Origin of the sequence: Streptomyces sp. NPDC091282 (assembly GCF_044757385.1) — a bacterium.
In the GTDB taxonomy this organism is placed as follows: Bacteria; Actinomycetota; Actinomycetes; order Streptomycetales; family Streptomycetaceae; genus Streptomyces; species Streptomyces gramineus.
Genome location: NZ_JBIVUX010000004.1, coordinates 757,253 through 775,575, shown reverse-complemented (window position 1 = coordinate 775,575; position 18,323 = coordinate 757,253). Strand labels below are relative to the sequence as shown.

Sequence of the window (18,323 nt, the reverse complement as noted above, 5' to 3'; positions counted from 1 at the left end):
CCGGTCAGCCCATCGTGGGGATCGTGAAGCTGGCGCCCTCGCGCAGACCGGCGGGCCAGCGCGAGGTGACCGTCTTCGTCCGGGTGTAGAAGCGGATCGCGTCCGGACCGTGCTGGTTCAGGTCGCCGAAGCCGGACCGCTTCCAGCCGCCGAAGGTGTGGTAGGCGACCGGGACCGGGATGGGCACGTTGACGCCGACCATGCCGGTGTTCACGCGCCGGGTGAAGTCCCGCGCGGTGTCGCCGTCCCGGGTGAAGATCGCGACGCCGTTGCCGTAGAGGTGCTCGCTGGGCAGGCGCAGGGCCTCCTCGTAGTCCGCGGCACGCACCACCGAGAGCACCGGGCCGAAGATCTCCTCCTGGTGGATCCGCATGGAGGGCGTCACCCGGTCGAACAGGGAGGCCCCGGCGAAGAAGCCGCCCTCATGTCCCTCCAGGACGAAGTCCCTGCCGTCCACAACGAGTTCGGCCCCCTCCTCGACGCCGAGATCGACGTACGAGCGGACCCGGTCGAGGGCGTCCCGGCCGACGAGCGGGCCGAAGTCGGCCTCGGGATCGTCGCTGCGGCCGATCCGCAGCGTCCCGATCCGCTCCTTCAGGCGGGCCACGAGCGCGTCGGCGGTCTCCTCGCCGACCGGTACGGCGACCGAGATCGCCATGCACCGCTCGCCCGCCGAGCCGTACCCGGCACCGATCAGGGCGTCCACGGCCTGATCGAGGTCGGCGTCCGGCATCACGATCATGTGGTTCTTGGCGCCGCCGAAGCACTGGGCGCGCTTGCCGTGGGCGGCCGCGGTCGCGTAGACGTGCGCGGCGACCGCCGTGGAGCCGACGAAGCCGAGGGCGGCGACACGCGGGTCTTCCAGGAGGGTGTCGACGGCCTCACGGGCGCCGTTGACGACGTTGAGCACGCCCGCCGGCAGTCCCGCCTCCAGGAACAGTTCGGCGAGCCGGAGCGGCACGGACGGGTCGCGTTCGGACGGCTTGAGGATGAACGCGTTGCCGCAGGCCAGAGCCGGGGCCGCCTTCCACAGCGGGATCATCGCGGGGAAGTTGAAGGGGGTGATGCCGGCGACCACGCCGAGGGGCGAGCGCAGCGAGTGCACGTCGATGCCCGTGCCGGCGTTGTCCGTGAACTCGCCCTTGAGCAGGTGCGGGATGCCCGCGGCGAACTCCACCACCTCCAGGCCGCGTTGGATGTCGCCGTGCGCGTCGGCGATCGTCTTGCCGTGCTCGGAGGACAGGAGCCGGGCGAGGGAGTCCTTCTCCTGCTCGACGAGCTGAAGGAAGCGCAGCAGGACGCGGGCGCGGCGCTGCGGGTTCCACTCGCCCCACTCGCGTTGCGCCTCGGCGGCATCGGCGATGACCGCCTCCGTCTCGGCACGGTTCGCGAGGGGCACCCGGGCCTGGACCTCACCGGTGTTGGGGTCGTACACCTCGCCGTGGAGGCCCGAGGTGCCCGGGGTGTGCTTACCGCCGACGAAGTGGGTCAACTCGCGTACGTTATTGCGGTCGTTCGGACGGATCATGAGGGCCTGCTCTCGTCAGGTGAGGGTGATCCGGGGATGGCGCACCGGACCGGCACGCGTGGACGCGGGGCGTCGAGAGCGTGCGCGGGCGGCGCGGGAACGCGAATGGCCCGTAATCAGGCGGCGACGACGGGAGTGCGGCGAGCGTGACGGCGGCGGAGTCCGCCGGGATCGTGAATGCGCACCGGTGCCATGCGTGTCAGCTCCATCCTCGTGGAAAACACGGAACATCCCACGGCCGGTATCCTGACTCCCGGATCAGCGCGCGCCGTCCGCCTTCCCGACATCCAGCTCGTCAGTGGCGTACTTCTCGACGGCGTACTCCCCGGTCACAGTGGCGGGACCGTGCCGGAATCACACCGGCTTCCCTGCACCGCGGGCCTACCCCACGAATATATAGTTGGACGTCCTAGTAAATCCAGTGAGGCGCGCCGGATGGCGCGATCCGTGGCCTACCGGCGTTCCGCGAAGCGCACCGGCGCCCGGAACCGGGCCCGGCGGGCGGCCCGCCGGAAGGTCGTCAGCACGGCCGGCCCGGCCACCAGCACGCACACGAAGTTGGTGACGGCCCGCCCGGTGTCCCAGCCCAGCGAGGTGGCCAGGTCGAAGGCGACGTACCGGTGCCACTGCTCGGTGAAGGGCAGGCCCGGCAGGTAGGCGATGGAACTGTTCGGGTCGAGGGAGAACGGCCAGAAGGACAGGTTGAGGAGGAAGCCGAAGAGGTAGCCGGAGAGCGAGCCGTATCCGGCCAGCATCAGCACCTCCCACCGGCCCTTGGCACGTGGCAGGAACCCGGCGAGCATCCCGACGAACGCGCAGCCGAACATCTGGTACGGCATCCAGGGCCCGACACCTCCCGTGATGAGGGCGGACGCGAACAGTGACGTGCAGCCGAGGACGAAGCCGAAGCCGGGGCCGTAGACGCGTCCGGCGAGCACGAGGACGAAGAAGACGGTCTCGATGCCGGCCGTTCCGGCGCCGAGCGGGCGCAGCGCGGCGTTGACGGCGGACAGCACGCCCAGCATGGCGAGGGCCTTGGAGTCGATGCCGCCCTCCGCGATCTCCGAGAGGACCACGCACAGGACGAGCACCAGCAGGACCCCGAAGATCAGCGGGGGCGCGTAGTTGGAGCCGAACGTCCCCGGGGCGACGACGAACGGCCAGAAGAACGCGACCAGCCCGAGGAGGGCGGCCAGAGCCACCACCACGCCGACACGGGGGGTGAGGCGGATGGCTGACGCCACGGGCGAGGTCATGCGGTTCCCTCTTCGCCGTCGCCTTCGCCGCCTTCTGTGGCAGCGAGGGCGCCGACGACCTGGTCGACGGTCAGATAGGGCAGCGGGGAGAGGATCTTCGCCGTCTGAGGGGCGAAGGTCGGCGAGGAGACGATGACTTCGGTGGCCGGTCCTTCGGCCACCACGTCTCCTTCGGCCATGACGACCACGCGGTCGGCGGCACGAGCCGCGAACTCGACGTCGTGGGTGGAGATGACGACGGCCCGGCCCTCGGCCGCCAGAGCGTCGACGATGCCGATGAGAGCGGTCTTGGCCCGGTAGTCCAGGCCGCGGGTCGGTTCGTCCAGGAGGACGACTCGGGGCGCGGCGCAGAGTTGGATGGCGAGGACGAGTGCCAGTTTCTGCCCTTCCGACAGGTCTCTCGGATGGGTGGCGTCATCGATACCGGGGGCGAGCCGGTCCAGGAGCGCTCGGGCCGCGGTCTGCGTCCCGGATTCGGTGTCCGCCTGATCGAGTTCCTGTTTGACACTCTCCAGGTAGAGCAGGTCGGCGGGGGTCTGCGGGACCAGACCGACCAGGCGGCGGGCCTCGGCGGCCGGCACCGAGTGCGGATCCGTCCCGCCGTGCCCGCCGGTCACCTTCACCGTTCCGGCACGGCGCGGTCCGGAGCCCTGCAGGGCCCACAGGAGGGAGGACTTGCCGGAGCCGTTGCGGCCCATCAGGGCGGTGACCTCGCCCGCGTGCAGATCGAGGTCGACCTCGCGCACGGCGGGTACGCCACCGTAAGCGACCGTGATACCGCGTCCCGTCAGGAGCCGCGTCCGCTCGCCGTCGGGCACGAGCGGCCGCACCGGCCGCGGCGAACGGTCCGCTATCCGGGCCCGGAGGGAGAGCGCTGCGCGTCGCGCGTCGCGGACGGACAGGGGAAGCGGTGACCAGCCCGCGACGCGGCCCAGCTCGACGATCGGTGGCGCGATGGCGGACGTACGGAGGATCTCGGACGGCGTGCCGATACGGGCGCGGCCGTCGCCCGGGAGATGGATGATGCTGTCGGCGTACTGGACGACGCGCTCCAGCCGGTGTTCGGCCATCAGGACGGTGACGCCCAGGTCGTGGACGAGACGGGTGACGGCGGCGAGGACCTCCTCCGCGGCCGTGGGGTCCAGGGCGGAGGTGGGTTCGTCCAGGACCAGGACGCGAGGGTGGGCGGTGAGGACGGACCCGATCGCGACGCGCTGCTGCTGGCCGCCGGACAGCTCGTGCAGCGCGCGGTGGCGCAGGTCCGCGAGGCCGAGCAGGTCCAGGGTCTCCTCGACACGCTTGCGCATGGTGGCGCCGGGGATCGCCAACTGCTCCATCGCGTAGGCGAGTTCCTCCTCCACGGTGTCGGTGACGAAGCCGTCGATCGGGTCCTGTCCCACCACGCCGACGACGTCGGCGAGTTCACGCGGCGGATGGTCGGCGGTGTCGCGGCCGTCGACGGTCACCCGGCCGTACAGCGTGCCACCGGTGAAGTGCGGCACCAGCCCGTTCACGGCGCCGAGAAGGGTGGATTTCCCCACGCCGGTGTGTCCGACGACGAGGCACAGTTCGCCCTCCGCCACCGTGAGGTCGACATCGCGCAGGGCGGGCTCGGGAGTCTCGTCGTACTGGACCGTGACCTGGTCGAAGGTGATCATGACGCGTCGGTTCTCCGGACGGGGCCGGGCGGGGGCGCCACGAATCCGGCCGTGCCCGCGAGAAGTATCGCGACGGTCGGGACCAGCGGCAGACCGGGCCACGTCAAGGGGTAGAAGGTGGGGTTGAGTTGGGCTGGGTCGTAGCCGAGATTCCCGAAGAGGAGAACCGCGGACAGCACCCCGCTGCCGGCGACGGCCCACTCCGGTGGTCGCCATGGATCGGGGCGGTAGGTGGTGCGGGTGACGCGCCGGCCGCCCAGCCGCAGCCCCGCCACGCACAGCGCGGCCCCGCACGCCATCGCCGGCAGGCCCAGGAGAGCGGGCGCGGTCGCGTCCAGAAGTCCGTAGGCCCCGGCGCACAGGCCGCACATACCGAGCAGCATCAGCGCGCCGGTGATACGCCGTGAGCGGCGGGTCGCCGTGCCCGCCCGGCCGTAGCCCCGTGAGTCCATCGCGGCGGCCAGCCGCAGCGAGCGCTCCAGGGCGTCCTCCAGGACCGGGACCACGATCGTACGCAGCGCCTTCATCCCCGTGGCCCGTCCTGCCCGCAGCCTCTTCGCCCTGGAGACACGCTGCACGCTCTGCACGAGCTGCGGTGCCACGCTGATCGCGACGGTGACGGCGACCCCGAGTTCGTACAGGGCGCCGGGCAGGACCCGCAGCGCGCGCTTGGGGTTGGCGAGGGTGTTGGCCGCGCCGATGCAGCACAGCATGCAGGCCAGCCGCAGTCCGTCGGTGGCCGCGGAGAGCAGCGCTTCGAGGGAGACGGGACCGCCGATCCGGATGCCCGCGTACCAGTCGGGGGTGGGGATGTGCGGGAGGGAGAAGAGGAAGTGGTCGTGTGGGGTGATGCCGGTGGCGAACACGGCCCGGAAGACGACCCGGATCGCCACCACCGTCAGGGCGAGCCAGAGGTAGTACTTGAAGCCCCGCGCCCACGGCGCTTCCGTCCGTCGCGCCGTGACGACGTATCCGAGGACGGCGAGCACCAGGAACAGCAGCAGCGGGTTGTTCGTACGGCTGACGGCGGTGGCCAGGGTGAGCGCCCACACCCACCAGGCCACCGGGTGCAGGATGCGGGGCAGGCGCCGGCCCCTCTGGTCGGGCGCCGAGTCGGCGGTGGTCGCCTCCATGGTCGTACGGGTCACCGCCGTCACCCGGTACGACGGCGGCGACGCGCCACGAACACCGCCGCGCCGCCGATCAGTACGACGAGCCCGGTGGCCGTGACCACGGGCAGGACCGAACCGGAGTCGTGCCGGGCATCGGCGGCCGGAGCGGCGTCCACCACTCTGGTGCCGGAGTTCGCCGCGGCGGCTGAGCGGCTCGCGGCGACACTGGGCGTCGGGGACGGCGTCGTACTCGCGCTGTGGCGCGACTCCGGTGCGGACCGGGCCTTCTGCTTCGGCTTGTCCGCGTGCTTCTCGGGGGCGGCCGAGGCATGGGAAGACGGTGGGGCCGAGTGATTTACGGGAGCGGGCCCGGTGTCCACGTCCGGCGGCAGTGACGGCGCCTTCCGAGTCGACTCGGGCTTGCCCGCATCACCCTGCGGCTCGGTGTTCCGGGCACGCAGCTGGTCCGGGGTGATCGTCGGACGGCCTTCGGTGCCCTCGATGTTCGTGGCGCCGAAGATCCACAGGTCCACGCTGCCCGGCTTGGGCTTGTAGAGCATGGCGCCCAGCTGGCTGTACGTCCAGGTCCTCGCCCCCGGATCGGCGTGCCAGTACGACCAGTAGGCGGACGCGGGTGGAGTGAGCACGCAGGGGTCCTGCGCGGGTGTGGGGTACTGCTTGCCGCCCCGGTAGCCGCTGTAGCCGATCCGGCAGATGAACGCGGGCCCGTCGTGTCCGGTACCGGTGGTGCTCCAGCCACCCTGGTTCAGCAGTTCGTAGCCGGTGGTCGGGGTCGTGCCGCAGGAGCGCAGAACCGGCCCGCCCCAGTGGCTGAAGTCGACGGCGAGCACGGCTCCGGAGGTGGTGGTGCAGCGGCCCATGGGCTGTGGGTCGGCGGCGGCCGGCCCGGCGGTAGCGCCCAGCGAGAGCACGGCCAGTGCGAGGGCCGCGACCGCTCCGGGCAGGCGTCGGAGCCAAGTCATCGGCCGCCTCCCGAGTCCGCACGACGGCGGGCCACGACGGCCGTGCGCCACCCGGCCAGGACCAGCAGCGCTGCGATCGTGGTCAGCGCACCGATCTGCACACCCGTGGCGGCCAGTGAGCCACCGCCGCCGTCGGCGATCGATCCGCCTCCGGTGCCCGTGTCTCCCGGGGTGACGATGTCCGGAGTGCTGGCGCTCGGACTCGGACTCGGGGTCGGCTGCGCGCTGGTGCCGCTGAGGTCGCGGTTCAGCGCACCGAAGGAGATACCGGTGGCGCCGCCGACCGCCTGGGTGGAGGCCCGCAGGTCGGAGCCGGACTGGCCGTTCTTCGCGACGTTGAAGCCGCCGTCGGAGTTCTGCTGGGAGGCGAGGAACTTTCTTGCCTTGGCGATCTCGTCGGCGTAGGCCGTCCCGTCGAGTGAGAGGCCCTGGATCGCGAGGGCCGCCGAGTTGACCGAGTTGCCGGCCGTGCCGGGGAATCCGCCGTCGGACAGCTGCTTGGAGGCGAGCCAGGCCGTCGCCTTGTGCACGGCCCGGTCCGCGGTGGCGCCGCCCGCCAGATCCAGGGCCATGGCGGCGATGGCGGTGGAGTCCACGTCGGAGTCGTTCGTGGAGGGGATCAGGCTGGGCCAGGCGCCGCTGTCCTGCTGAAGGCTTTCGAGGTACGCGATCGGCTGCTGGGCGGCCGGCTTCTCTCCCGCCCTCAGCTGCGCCATGACGGCGAGGGACTGGGAGAAGACGGAAGGCGCGTAGGTGTACGCGCCCTTCGCCGCGCAGGAGAGGTCGGGGGCGGTACTCGGCTTCGCGCACACCCCCTTGTCGAGCGCGTCGATGAGGTCGTGCCCGGCGAAGTCGCGGGGATCGCGGCCGACGGCCTCGGCGAGCAGGGCGGTCTTGCCGATCGCGCCGCCGGCCGGGTAGGGAGTGCCCACGCCGGTCCAGTCGTTGACGGTCCGGCCGTCACCGTCCTTGCCGGCGAGGTCGAGGAAGTCCACGATCCCGCGCAGCTTGGCGTTGTTCAGGCCGGTGGCGGCGAGCGCGTAGGCGCCGTCGACGGTGAGGCCGAAGTCGGCGTGGGTGGCGTCGTCGGGTCCGCTCGTGTAGTACCGGCCCTGCCTGAGGTTGGCGGCGCTGGTGAGGTAGGCGACGCCCTTCTTCAGGTCGGGGCCCGCGCCGGTCGGAGGGGTCGGGGTGCCGGAGGGACTGCTCGGCGGGTCGGTGGGCTCGGTCGGCTTCGTGGTCAGGTTGACCAGGCTGGTGCCGGTGCCGGCGAGGACCGCCGCCGGGGTCGGGTAGACGGCCGGGTCGGTGGCGCCCTCGTCGAACCCGAAGCCGCCGCCGACGAGTTGCTGCCGGGACAGCCAGCCGACGGCGGGGCCGGCACGGACGGTGTCACCGAGGGCGTGCAGGGCTTGGGCGGCGTAAGCGGTGGCGGTGATCGAACCGGTCGGGGAGCCCGTGTAGCCGGGGAAGGCCCCGTCGGCGCGCTGGGCCTTGGCGAGGTAGGTGTGCGCCTTGGCCACCGCGTCCTGGTGGCCGCCCGCCTTCTTGAGGACCAGGGCGACCAGTGCGGTGGTGGCCGGGTCGCCGTCGCAGTACTCGCCGGGACGGATCAGGATGCTGGTGACTCCCCCGTCCTCGCACTGGAGTTGGGTGAGCCGGTCGACCGCGGCGGCCGCGGGGGTGACCCCGGCGCGCAGCAGGGCGAGCACGGACAGGGCCTGGCCCTCGGCGTAGGCCGCGTTGCGGAAGTCGCCCTTGGCGGTGCAGCCGGGGGTGGGTTCGCCCGACTCGGGGCCCGCCGGGCACACGTTGTCGGTGAGGTCGCCGATCAGGTCGTGGCCGCCGACGGCGTGCGGGTCGCCTTCGGTGATCTCGGCGAGAAGGGCGAGGCGGGCGGCCGCGGCGGCGTCGGGTGCCTGGTCGGTGCCGTTCGGGTAGGCGTAGTCGACGGTGTGCGCGGTGAGGAAGGCGGTGACCTTGTCGAGGGTGGTACTCCTGCCACCCGCGGCGGCGAGGGCGTATGCGGTCTCGGCGGTCAGCAGGTAGTTCGGGGTGGCGGGGTCGTCGACGATGCGTTCTCCGTCGGCCAGTTGGCTCTTGAGCCACTTCGCGGCGGCCTTCGTGTCGATGGTGCCGGGGGCGCCGGTGGGTGTGCCTCCCGGGTCGGGAGTGCCGCCGCCGTCACCGGCGCGTACGTCGTCGGGGGTGAAGCCGGGGCCGCCCGTGGTGCCGCCGGTGTCCGTGCCGCCGTACACCCAGGCGTCGACGTCACCGTCCTTGACCTTGCGGTCCATCGCCCCGTACTGGCTGTACGTCCACTTGTGGTCGCCGGGAGAGGCGGTCCAGTAGGACCAGTACGCCGTCGCGGGCGGGGTCAGGACGCAGGACTCCTTGTCCGGCTTCGGGTACTGCGTCCCGGAGTCGAAGGAGCCGTGACCGATGCGGCAGATGAACGCGGGGCCGTCGTGCTGAGTACCGACAGTGGTGAAACCGGCGTCGTGGAGCAGGTCGTAGCCGTTGGTCGGGGTGGGGTCGCAGCCACGCTGGACAGGGCCGCCGAAAGCTCCGAAGTCGACGGCGACGACCGCGCCTTCGGTGGCGGTGCAGTCACCGACACCGTCTGCGGCGGCCGATGCCGTCGTGAGGAAGGTCATGCAGGCCGCGAGCACGGCGAGAAGCGCGGCCGCCCCTGCCGTCAGGCGGAGCGGAATCGTGCCCGCCTGTCCGTCTCTTTCTCTGACGATGCTCACCGCGGCCCCCTCGTCGACTGCCCGACGTGGGCAGGGACGTGGCAGGGGCCTTCGTCCCGCAGGGTCGTCCCGGCGGGCGAAAGCTGCTCGCACCACGCCGTAGTCCGCGACGGCGTCCGTTGCTGATGAACGCTCCAGGCATTCCGGCTCGCCCGGCGCGGAGCTGGGCCTACGGTTGCGGGTCAGCGCCGGATTTCGACCGGCTTCCCCTGGAACTTGTTGCGTATCAGCCGGATTTGAACATGGTTCACAGGGAGCGTCAAGACGGACCACAGCCAAGCTCCCGTGACCGGTCGGGCAGCTCTGGCATCCCCGGTGGTCCTCGGGTACCGTCCCGAACTGCCGAGTGGGGGAACCCGGTGGGATTCCGGGGCTGACGCGCAGCGGTGTGGGACGGCAGGGGGCCGGACCGAGCCCGAATGCCCAGGCGGCGAAGCTTTGTTGCCAGCCGAGTCCACGCGTTCCGGACGGCGGCCACGTACCGCTGCTCCGTGCACCGCCACGGCCCGGCACCGGGTGCGGCCGGCGTCCCGCATCAAAGGAGCAGGCCATGTCCCGTCGTACCGCTCTTCCCGTCCTCGCCGCACTGGGCGCCCTCGCCCTGACGGCCACGCCCGCCGTGGCGACCACCACGCCGGCACAGATCGCCACGTCGAAGACGAACGGCGTCGCCTACCTCAAGACCCTCCAGGCAGCGGACGGTTCGTACGCCGGGTCGGGTCTGTCCAACGAGTGGGCGTTCAGCGCGTTCGCCGCGGCGGGGACCGCCGCCGTGGACGTGACGCCCGGCGGCGACACCAGCAAGAACGCGAGAACCGTCTACCGGAACCTGCTCGCGACCACGAGCTGGCCGTCCGCCTCCCCCGTCGTCACCGACTACGAGCGCGCGACCCTCAACGCGTACGCCGCGGGAATCGACCCGTCACGGGTGTCCGCCTCCCGCAATCTGATCGCGGACATCTACGGCTACTGGCAGACCGCCGAGACCGGCTACTTCGGGCCCTCCGCCAACTTCAACGGAACCGTCTTCGCCGCGCTCGCCCTGAACGGCGCCAAGACCCAGTCCGGTCAGGTCCGCGTCCCGCAGGCGCTGCGCGACGCGATCGTCACCCGGATCCGCGCGAACCAGCACAACGACGGCGGCTGGAACTACAGCAAGGCCGAGGGCAACCCCACCCAGCAGGCCGCGACCAGCGACATCGACATGACCGGTGCCGCCATGGCGGCCCTGTGCGTGTCCGGCGTGCCCAACACCGACACCGACATCGTGCAGGGCAAGGCATTCCTCAAGAGCAAGCTGGTGGCGAGCAGCGGCGCGTTCAACGCCATGTTCGGCGTCAACACGGACTCCAACGGCTGGGCCGTGTCCGGCCTCAACGCCTGCGGCATCAACCCGCAGACCGGCGACTTCCTCACCGCCCAGGGCAAGACCCCGGTCGACTTCCTGATCGCCCAGCAGTTCAACCCCGGCGGCGGCTTCAAGTACCTGCCCGGTGACACCAGCCCCTCGGCCTACGCCTCCATCGACGGCCTGCGCGCGGTCGCGGGCGCCGGATTCACCGCCACCCCGCCCACCCCGGTCACCTCGGGCGCCCCGCAGTGGGTCGCGCAGGGCTCCCTCACCTCCGGTACGGCCACGAAACTGGCGCTGACCGTGGACGACGGCGCCGGGAACCTCAAGGTCTGCTCGGTCGCGCTGACCCCGACCGGCTCAACGACCACGCTGGGCGCCGTCCTGGACGCGGCCGTGGGCTCGGCCACCCCCGCCGGCTGCGTCACCTCCGTGACGCCGTCCTCCGGCACCGGCACGGTCACCGCTCTCAACGGCAAGGCCAACAGCGGCTCGAACACCTGGAAGGTCAGCGTCGACGGCGGGTCCTTCGCCACCGCCACGAGGGGGACGACGGTGGGTGTCGGCGACACGGTCGCGGTGCGCTGGGGCGCTTAGCCGGTCGCCGTCCGTCGTAGCACTCTCGACTCACGGCGGACGGCGGCATCACGCTCCTGGCCGCGCCCGGCGAACGCACCGAGCCGATCACCTGGGAGACGGTGCTGATCCTGCCATGCGGCTTCCCGCCCGAACGATTTCTGCGCGAGGTTGAGTGGTGCGCGGGACGGAGGCGCCGGCCCAGGTCCCGCACAGGGTGCGGGCCGGGGAGCCGGTCACGGCGTCCGAGGCCCGCACCCCGCAGAAGCCCTGTCCTCAGAAGGCCGTCCAGGTGAACGCCACCTTGTCCCCGGCGTTCAGCTTGAACTGGCAGCCGCCGACCGGCGTGGACGCGCCGTTGACGGAGATGTTCCAGTAGGCGGAGCTGCCGCCGCTGACGCCCTTGATGGCGTCGACGGAGTAGTCGTCGAACGACGCGTACCAGGTGCCGTCCCAGGTGAAGTGCCGTTTGTGGGCTGCGTCGTCGAGGGCGGCCGTGGGCGTCGGAACGGGCGACGGGTTGGCGGCGCCGTTGGTGCCGTCGCAGTGGTGCGTACCCCCGGCCACGGTCGTGACATCGTGTCCCCGGGTTCTGATCTTCCCCTGGTAGAGCACCCCGTCCGGTCCCTGCACGGTGAGGGTCACGCGAACACGACGGTTGGTGTCCGCCGCGCTCTGGGTGTGGGCGACCGCCGGGGCGGACACGGCGAGCGCGAGACCGAGGGCGGTCGCGGTGATCAGGGTGCGGTGTGCGGATGTACGGCGCAAGGCTGAGCCCTCCTGTAGACCATGACAGCGAGCAGCGGTTCACTGCGCACGCCGGGCATCCCGACTCACGGCCGCTTGCGGGCCGTACACGGTTGCAGGTCAGCGCCGGACTCCCACCGGCTTCCCCCGGTCGTGCGCATTTGCACGAAGTGCCCGCATCCTATGGGCCGTCGAGGACGCGGCACCAGACCTCGTGGAAGGGCTCCCGCAGGCAACGGGCCTGCGGGAGCCCTCCGTTGTCCCGCCCGCCGTCGCGAAGGGTGGGAGGACGATCACGGGGCGGGGCGCTCGCCGAACTCCGCCGGCACTCCCCCGCCGACGCCTCCGGATACGCCCTCGTCGGGGGCGAGTCGACACCGGCCACGGAGGGCCGCAGGCAAGGAACGGCGGCCCTGGAGGCCCGCATTGCTCCCTGGCGCAAGAAGCCGCTCTGTCACCAGGACGACTTGGTGACCCCTGGCAAGAAGCCTGCGTGGGCCTGCTCCCTGACTCGGATACGAGAGAGCCCGAACGTGCGCAGATACCCCCGCGGTCGGCCGTCGACGCTGTCGCGGTTGCGGACGCGGGTGGCGCTGGCGTCGCGGGGCTGACGGCGCAGTTCGGCGAGCGCGGCACCGCGCTCGGCCTCCGTCGAGGAGGGACGTCGAATGATCTCCTTGAGTTCGGCCCGCCGGCCGGCGAAGCGCTCGACGACCGCCTTGCGGTTCTCGTTCTTCGCGATCTTGCTTCGCCTGGCCATCAGACCTTCCCTCCCCGGGCGCGGATGCGTGCGACCGCCGCTTCGACGCCGATCGTGTCGACGGTCTTGATCCCGCGGGCGCTCAGCGTCAACCGGACGTACCGGCTCTCGCTGGGCAGCCAGTACCGCTTGCGCTGGATGTTCGGGTCGAAACGGCGGGTGGTGCGCCGGTGCGAGTGGGAGATGCGGTTGCCGAATCCCGGCCGGGCGCCGGTCAGTTGGCAGTGGGCGGACACAGGATGACCTGCCTCTCGTCGAAGGACAGAGTGTCGAAGGACAGAGTATTGATAATGGAAATCGTTCCCATATAGTAGCGCCCATGGCTCGCAACGAACTACGCCCGGTCATCAAGCTCCGCTCCACCGCCGGCACCGGCTACACCTACGTGACCCGCAAGAACCGCCGCAACGACCCGGACCGCCTGGTCCTGCGCAAGTACGACCCTGGCGCCGGCAGGCACGTCGACTTCCGCGAAGAGCGCTGACCCGACCGCCCACACACACTCAAGGGAGCCCGCCATGAAACCCGGTATCCACCCCGCCTACGCCCCCGTCGTCTTCCGCGACAAGGCCGCCGACTTCGCCTTCCTGACCCGTTCGACGCTCACCAGCGACAAGACCGTCCAGTGGGAGGACGGCAACACCTACCCGGTCGTGGACGTCGAGATCTCCTCGGCGAGCCACCCCTTCTACACCGGCACCGCCCGCGTCCTCGACACCGCAGGCCGCGTCGAGCGCTTCGAACGCCGCTACGGCCGTGCCGGGGACCGGTGATGCGCGAGGACGGCCGGCTCCCGGTGGTCATCGTCGCCGGTCTGCACGCCGACGCCCGCCGCCACGTGGTCGACCGTCTCCTGCGGGCGGTACCGGGCAGCATCGCCCTGCATCACGACCTCGCCACCGCCGGCGAGGGAACCGTACGACGGCTGGTGCGCGACGCGTCCGGCGTGCTCGGCTCGGGTCAGACGCCGCTGGTCAACGACTGCGCATGCTGCGCACTGCGCGAGGACCTCGTACCGGAGCTGGAGCTCCTGGCGAGCCACGGTCCGACCCGGCTGGCCGTCGTCGAACTGTGGGACTCGGTCGAGCCCAAGACGATGGCGGAGGTCGTCGCGGCGCACAGCGGAGATCTCCTCACCCTGGGCAACGTGATCACCGCGGTGGACCCGGCCCTGGCCCTGCCCTACCTCTCCAACGGCGACGACCTGGCCGAGGCGGGACTCGCGGCGGCCACGAAGGACCAGCGCACCGTCGGCGACACCTGGGCCCGGCAACTGGAGTACGCCCCCGTCCTCGCCCTCGTGAACAGCCCTGACGCGGACCGGGACGACCATGCGCTGCTGAGCCAACTTCACCCCACCGCCCGCCGGGTGGACGCGGACTCGGGAGAACTCGCCCAACTGGCCTTCGCCGGTTTCGACGTGGAGGCGGCGGCCGCGGCCCAGCACCCGGCCTGCGCACTGCTGCCCCAGGAGGCCGACGAAGCGGGCGTCACCACACTCGTCTGGCACCGCACCCGCCCCTTCCATCCCGAGCGTCTCTACCAGGCCCTTGAGGACCTGTGCTGCGCTGCCGCCCGCAGCAGGGGCCGCTTCTGGCTCGCCGACCGGCCCGACACCCTGCTCTCCTGGGAGGCGGCGGGCGGCGCACTGTGCGTCGAAGGCGCGGGACCGTGGCTCGCCTCCCTGCCCGACGCGGCGTGGGAACTGGTCCCCCCGGTACGGCGGGCGGCCGCCGCGCTGGACTGGCACCCGGACCACGGCGACCGCTGCCAGCACCTCGTCTTCACCTCACCCGGACTCGACCGCTCAGGCATCGAGCGGCTCCTCGACTCCTGCCTGCTCACCGACGCCGAGTACGCGACCGGGCCCGAAGGGTGGCGGCGCCTGCCGGCAGCCTTCGACCCCCTGCTCGACGCCGCATGACCCAGCACCGCCCTGTCGGCCCATCGCCCGTCACCGTCCCCTCCCGGGAAAGCTCACGCCCTCCCGGGAAACCTCACGGAAAAGGAATCCGCATGCCCCGACGCGTCAACACCCGCACGCCCCTGAAGCCCCGGTCCAATCCGCTGGTCACGGCCGGCATCACCTACATCGACTACAAGGACACGGACCTGCTGCGCAGGTTCATCTCCGACCGCGGGAAGATCCGCAGCCGGCGCGTCACCCACGTCACCGCCCAGCAGCAGCGCCAACTCGCCGCGGCCGTCAAGACCGCCCGCGAAATGGCCCTCCTCCCCTACTCCGGCAAGTGACGGGGCGCCACGGAGAGCGGTGACCACGAACCGGACCAGGAGCTCCCTCACGTGCTGGTGAGTGACGACCTTGCGGTGCGGGACGGCTACCGTCCACTCGACGACCGGCAAGCGGGCTCGTCTGCTTCGATCCGCAGGGAGAATGCCTCAGGCCCTGATCTGCCCGCAACTATCGGGGCCCCAAGGATGAGCCGAAGGGCTCCGGATGGCGGGAGATCCACTACCTGGGCGTCCGCGCTAGCCACGGCCGACCGGGCTCCGGCACCGGGCCGGCGGTGACGCCGCAGCCAGAGCCACCGCCGTGGGGGTCGGGGACACGATCACCGTGCGCTGGGGCGCGTAGCCTGCGGCAGCCCGTCGTAGGGTCGTGGTGTGCGCATCGTCTCCCTGCTGCCCGCCGCGACCGACATCGTCGCCGAACTCGGGCTGTCCGCGCGGCTGGTCGGCCGTACGCACGAATGCGACTGGCCGCCGCGCGAGGTGGCCCGGGTTCCCGTGGTGACCGGCGCCGATCTCGACCAGGACCGGCTGACCAGCCGGGAGATCTCGGACGCGGTGGGCGGCTCGGCGCACTCCGGCTCCTCCCTCTACACCCTCGACGGCGAGGCACTGGCGGCGCTGCGCCCGGACGTGGTGCTGACCCAGGACCTGTGCGACGTGTGCGCGGTGTCGTACCGGAGGGTCAGCGAGACGGTACGGCTGCTCGACGCGGACACCCGGGTGCTGAGCCTGGAACCGCGGACCCTGGACGATGTCCTCGACTGCCTGGTCACGGTGGGTGAGCTGCTCGGCGTGCGGGAGCGGGCGGAGCGGCGCCGGGCCGAGCTGCGGGCCCGGCTCGACCGCGTCCGCGCCGCGGTGGCCGGACGGGACCGGCCCCGGGTGGTCGCGATCGAATGGCTCGACCCGTTGTGGCCGGCCGGGCACTGGGTGCCCGAGCAGATCACGGCGGCCGGCGGCATCCCGCTGCTGGCGGCGCCCGGCGAGCACACGAAGCCGATGACCTGGGAGGCGGTCCGGGCCGCGCGGCCGGACGCGGTGCTGGTCCTGCCGTGCGGGTTCTCCCCCGAACGGACTCTGCGGGAGGCCGCGTCGCTGACCGGCCTGCCGGGCTGGGCGGAACTGCCGGCCGTGCGCGCCGGGCGGGTGCGGGTCCTGGACGGGCCGTCGTACTTCAACCGGCCGGGACCCCGGGTGGTGCGGGGCGCGGAGATCCTGGCGCGGGTCCTGCACGGGGTGGAGGCCGGTGAGCCGGTCACGCCGTCCGAGGTCCGGGCCCTGTGACCGGCACGCCGGGGCGTTAGACTCACAGCTGTAATAAGTGAATCGTCAACGGTCATGTTGCCATGACGGTGTCATCGAGGGAGTTCCCCATGCCCTGGACCGCGACGACCCGTTACGGCCTGGAGCCGGCCCCGGGCGGGCTGGCCTTCGTGCACGACTTGCTCAACACCCGGCCCGCGGGCAAACCGCGCACACCCGATCTCCTGGAGACCTTCGAGGACGCGCAGTCCTGGCTCGACCAGGCTCTCGCGAGCTGGAGCGCCGCGACCGGGCGGCCGGCGCCCGCCGTCGACCTGACGGCCGAGGACGCGCGGAGCCTGCGCGACTTCCGTCACGACCTCCAGCGCAGTCTGCGCGCCCGGCACGGCGACCCGGCCGCGGAGCCCGGCACCGCTGCGTCACTGCTGACCCTCCCCACCGCGCTGCGGCTCGACGACCACGGGGTCGTCCGCGTCGAGCCGCGCGGCACCGGCTGGCGGCGGGCGGCGTCGCTCGCGCTGATCGAGGCGTACGACGCACAGGGCGCCGACACCCTGCGCCGCCTCAAGGAGTGCAGGAACACCCGGTGCCAGGTCGCCTTCTACGACCGCTCCCGCAACAGCAGCGGCGTCTGGCACGACGTCCACGTCTGCGGCAACGCGGCCAACCTGCGCTCCTACCGGGCGCGCAAGCGGGCCGGCGCCGACCGGGCCTGACGGGGCCGCCCGGCACTCCGGACGTCTTCGAGAGCGGTTCAGGATTCGAGAGCGGTTCAGGAATAGCGACATAAGTAATCGCATTACGCTTATGTCGATCCCCCCTCTCAGCCATGGAGACCCGGAGTGCATGCCCCGTCCCACCCACCTCACCGCCTGCGCCGCCCTCCGGTCCGTGTCTGGCTGCAACCGTTCGTGATCGGCCTGATCGTCGTCTCGGCGTTCGTCAGCTGCTACATCGGCCTGATGCGCGACCCCCAGCCCCACCGGATCCCGGTGGCGGTCACCGGCGCCCGGCTGGCCGGCCAGGTCCAGGAAGCTCTCGGAGACTCGGTCGACGTCCACCGCGCCGCGTCCGCGAGCGCGGCGCACGACGCGCTGCTCCACCGCGACGTCGTGGCCGTGCTCCGCACCGGCCCGCACGCCGAGGGCCTGGCGCTCGACACGGCCGGCGCGAACGGTCTGTCCACGACCGCGGCGGTCACCCGTCTCGTCACCGGATACGCCCACAGTGCGGGCCGCCACCTGACGGTCTCCGACACCGTCCCGCTCGACCGGTACGACGCGAGGGGCCTGGCCGGGTTCTACCTGTCCTTCGGAGTGACGCTCTCCGGTTTCGCGCTCGCGCAGAGCGTGGTGGGGCTCGCCAACCTGCTGCACCTGAGGCACCGCTTCACCCTGATGGCCGCGTTCGCCGCCGCGTCGGGACTGGTCGCCGCGGCCATCGCCGGGCCCGTGCTCGGCGCCGTGCCCGCGCCCTACCTTCCGCTCGCGTTCGTCCTGGCGCTGCTGGCCGCCGCCGCGGCCTTCACGACGAAGATGCTGGCCACCTACTTCGGCCCGCTCGGCATCCCCGTGGCCACCCTGCTCCTGCTGACCGTCGGGAACTCCACGAGCGGCGCCACCATCGGCACCGACCTGCTGCCGCGCGGTGCGCGGATCCTGTCGGAGCTGATGCCGCCGGGTGCCGCCGTCCGCGCCATCGGCGACATCTCCTACTTCCAGGGCTCCCACGTCCTCGCCCCGCTCGCCACACTCGTCCTGTGGGCCGCGGGCTCCGCGATCCTGCTGGCCCTGCGCACCTCCGGGCAGACCACTCCGGCACCCACCCCGCCCCAGCCCGCCCCGGTCCCCCACGCGTCCGACGAGGACCGGGCCGCCCCGGTCCCGCACACCTACTCGTACTCGTACGGCGAGGACCGGCCCGTACCGGACCGCGGCACAGCCGGTGCGGCCGTGACCGTCTGGTCCGGCGGCGACACCGGACGCTTCACCCCGGACCCGGGCCCCGCACGGCACCACGCATGACCGGCAGGACCACTCACCCGCCGTTGTCCCGTACGGCCGCCAGGAGAGGGCGAGCCGCC

At 72.0% G+C, this 18,323-nt stretch carries 17 protein-coding genes and 4 riboswitches; of the genes, 8 read left to right on the top strand and 9 right to left on the bottom strand.

What is annotated here, in order from left to right:
• Positions 1-4 precede the first annotated feature (4 nt).
• From ACIQOE_RS22300 to ACIQOE_RS22275, 6 genes are all read right to left on the bottom strand, one after another.
• The gene (locus ACIQOE_RS22300; RefSeq protein ID WP_401413185.1) at positions 5-1,528 is read right to left on the bottom strand and encodes a CoA-acylating methylmalonate-semialdehyde dehydrogenase; all 1,524 of its coding nucleotides are present in this window, start codon (positions 1,526-1,528) and stop codon (positions 5-7) included.
• Between the two features lie 218 nt (positions 1,529-1,746).
• A riboswitch (cobalamin riboswitch) is annotated at positions 1,747-1,932 on the bottom strand.
• 48 nt (positions 1,933-1,980) lie between these two features.
• Positions 1,981-2,784, bottom strand: a complete 804-nt coding sequence (locus ACIQOE_RS22295; RefSeq protein WP_365577642.1) for an ECF transporter S component — start codon at positions 2,782-2,784, stop codon at positions 1,981-1,983.
• On the bottom strand, positions 2,781-4,442 hold the full coding sequence (locus ACIQOE_RS22290) for an ABC transporter ATP-binding protein (RefSeq protein WP_401413183.1): 1,662 nt from the start codon (positions 4,440-4,442) through the stop codon (positions 2,781-2,783). The genes ACIQOE_RS22295 and ACIQOE_RS22290 overlap by 4 nt, the downstream gene beginning before the upstream one ends.
• Positions 4,439-5,575 carry an energy-coupling factor transporter transmembrane component T gene (locus tag ACIQOE_RS22285; protein ID WP_399010942.1) on the bottom strand — a complete coding sequence of 379 codons (1,137 nt, stop codon included), beginning with the start codon at positions 5,573-5,575 and terminating at the stop codon, positions 4,439-4,441. The genes ACIQOE_RS22290 and ACIQOE_RS22285 overlap by 4 nt, the downstream gene beginning before the upstream one ends.
• Before the next feature lie 20 nt (positions 5,576-5,595).
• On the bottom strand, positions 5,596-6,537 hold the full coding sequence (locus ACIQOE_RS22280) for a hypothetical protein (RefSeq protein ID WP_401413181.1): 942 nt from the start codon (positions 6,535-6,537) through the stop codon (positions 5,596-5,598).
• The gene (locus ACIQOE_RS22275; protein WP_401413408.1) at positions 6,534-9,194 is read right to left on the bottom strand and encodes a prenyltransferase/squalene oxidase repeat-containing protein; all 2,661 of its coding nucleotides are present in this window, start codon (positions 9,192-9,194) and stop codon (positions 6,534-6,536) included. Before ACIQOE_RS22275 ends, ACIQOE_RS22280 begins: the two co-directional genes overlap by 4 nt.
• Before the next feature lie 233 nt (positions 9,195-9,427).
• A riboswitch (cobalamin riboswitch) is annotated at positions 9,428-9,499 on the bottom strand.
• 140 nt (positions 9,500-9,639) lie between these two features.
• Positions 9,640-9,715, top strand: a riboswitch (cobalamin riboswitch).
• A gap of 125 nt (positions 9,716-9,840) precedes the next feature.
• Here ACIQOE_RS22275 and ACIQOE_RS22270 point away from each other — a divergent pair.
• The gene (locus tag ACIQOE_RS22270) at positions 9,841-11,238 is read left to right on the top strand and encodes a hypothetical protein (protein WP_401413179.1); all 1,398 of its coding nucleotides are present in this window, start codon (positions 9,841-9,843) and stop codon (positions 11,236-11,238) included.
• Between the two features lie 255 nt (positions 11,239-11,493).
• Here ACIQOE_RS22270 and ACIQOE_RS22265 read toward each other — a convergent pair whose 3' ends face one another.
• The 3 genes from ACIQOE_RS22265 to rpmB all read right to left on the bottom strand — a co-directional run bounded on the left by ACIQOE_RS22265 (position 11,494) and on the right by rpmB (position 12,960).
• Complete coding sequence (locus tag ACIQOE_RS22265; protein ID WP_401413177.1) at positions 11,494-11,985, bottom strand: DUF4430 domain-containing protein; 492 nt, start codon at positions 11,983-11,985, stop codon at positions 11,494-11,496.
• 32 nt (positions 11,986-12,017) lie between these two features.
• Positions 12,018-12,152, bottom strand: a riboswitch (cobalamin riboswitch).
• 266 nt (positions 12,153-12,418) lie between these two features.
• Positions 12,419-12,724 carry a 30S ribosomal protein S14 gene (gene rpsN, locus ACIQOE_RS22260; RefSeq protein ID WP_351324020.1) on the bottom strand — a complete coding sequence of 102 codons (306 nt, stop codon included), beginning with the start codon at positions 12,722-12,724 and terminating at the stop codon, positions 12,419-12,421.
• Entirely contained in the window at positions 12,724-12,960 is a 237-nt protein-coding gene (rpmB, locus tag ACIQOE_RS22255) for a 50S ribosomal protein L28 (RefSeq protein ID WP_362176734.1), read from the bottom strand. The genes rpsN and rpmB overlap by 1 nt, the downstream gene beginning before the upstream one ends.
• A gap of 83 nt (positions 12,961-13,043) precedes the next feature.
• Between rpmB and rpmG the strand changes: the two genes are divergently transcribed.
• The 7 genes from rpmG (at position 13,044) to ACIQOE_RS22220 (ending at position 18,264) form a co-directional block, all read left to right on the top strand.
• Complete coding sequence (gene rpmG, locus ACIQOE_RS22250; RefSeq protein WP_401413175.1) at positions 13,044-13,208, top strand: 50S ribosomal protein L33; 165 nt, start codon at positions 13,044-13,046, stop codon at positions 13,206-13,208.
• A gap of 34 nt (positions 13,209-13,242) precedes the next feature.
• On the top strand, positions 13,243-13,497 hold the full coding sequence (locus ACIQOE_RS22245; RefSeq protein ID WP_399010865.1) for a type B 50S ribosomal protein L31: 255 nt from the start codon (positions 13,243-13,245) through the stop codon (positions 13,495-13,497).
• Entirely contained in the window at positions 13,497-14,648 is a 1,152-nt protein-coding gene (locus tag ACIQOE_RS22240) for a GTP-binding protein (protein ID WP_351324014.1), read from the top strand. The genes ACIQOE_RS22245 and ACIQOE_RS22240 overlap by 1 nt, the downstream gene beginning before the upstream one ends.
• 92 nt (positions 14,649-14,740) lie before the next feature.
• Positions 14,741-14,977 carry a 30S ribosomal protein S18 gene (gene rpsR, locus ACIQOE_RS22235; RefSeq protein ID WP_351324012.1) on the top strand — a complete coding sequence of 79 codons (237 nt, stop codon included), beginning with the start codon at positions 14,741-14,743 and terminating at the stop codon, positions 14,975-14,977.
• Between the two features lie 372 nt (positions 14,978-15,349).
• Positions 15,350-16,261: a cobalamin-binding protein gene (locus ACIQOE_RS22230; protein WP_365577441.1), complete on the top strand. Its 912-nt coding sequence runs from the start codon at positions 15,350-15,352 to the stop codon at positions 16,259-16,261.
• Between the two features lie 89 nt (positions 16,262-16,350).
• Complete coding sequence (locus tag ACIQOE_RS22225) at positions 16,351-16,956, top strand: CGNR zinc finger domain-containing protein (protein ID WP_401413171.1); 606 nt, start codon at positions 16,351-16,353, stop codon at positions 16,954-16,956.
• A gap of 195 nt (positions 16,957-17,151) precedes the next feature.
• Positions 17,152-18,264 (top strand): hypothetical protein, encoded by a 1,113-nt coding sequence (locus tag ACIQOE_RS22220; protein ID WP_401413169.1) that lies wholly within the window; start codon positions 17,152-17,154, stop codon positions 18,262-18,264.
• Positions 18,265-18,323 lie beyond the last annotated feature (59 nt).